Origin of the sequence: Staphylococcus coagulans, assembly GCF_002901995.1 — a bacterium.
GTDB classification, from domain to species: Bacteria; Bacillota; Bacilli; order Staphylococcales; family Staphylococcaceae; genus Staphylococcus; species Staphylococcus coagulans.
Window position 1 is genome coordinate 1 of sequence record NZ_PPQN01000129.1, and the last position, 218, is coordinate 218.

Genomic DNA, 218 nt, shown 5'->3' on the forward strand with positions numbered 1-218 from the left:
AACGTCCTACTCTCGCGGAACGTCAGTCCGACTACCATCGGCGCTAAAGAGCTTAACTTCTGTGTTCGGCATGGGAACAGGTGTGACCTCTTTGCCATAGTCACCAAACAAAAATACTTTTTGAATGTTATACATTCAAAACTAGATAGTAAGTATACATTCACAAGTAAAACCTTATGAACAAATTTGATTAAGTCTTCGATCGATTAGTATTCGTC

General features: G+C 39.0%; 1 rRNA gene. It reads right to left on the reverse strand.

Annotated elements, in window-relative coordinates:
• A 5S ribosomal RNA gene (rrf, locus tag CD118_RS11720) occupies positions 1-108 on the reverse strand; the annotation flags it as partial.
• Positions 109-218 lie beyond the last annotated feature (110 nt).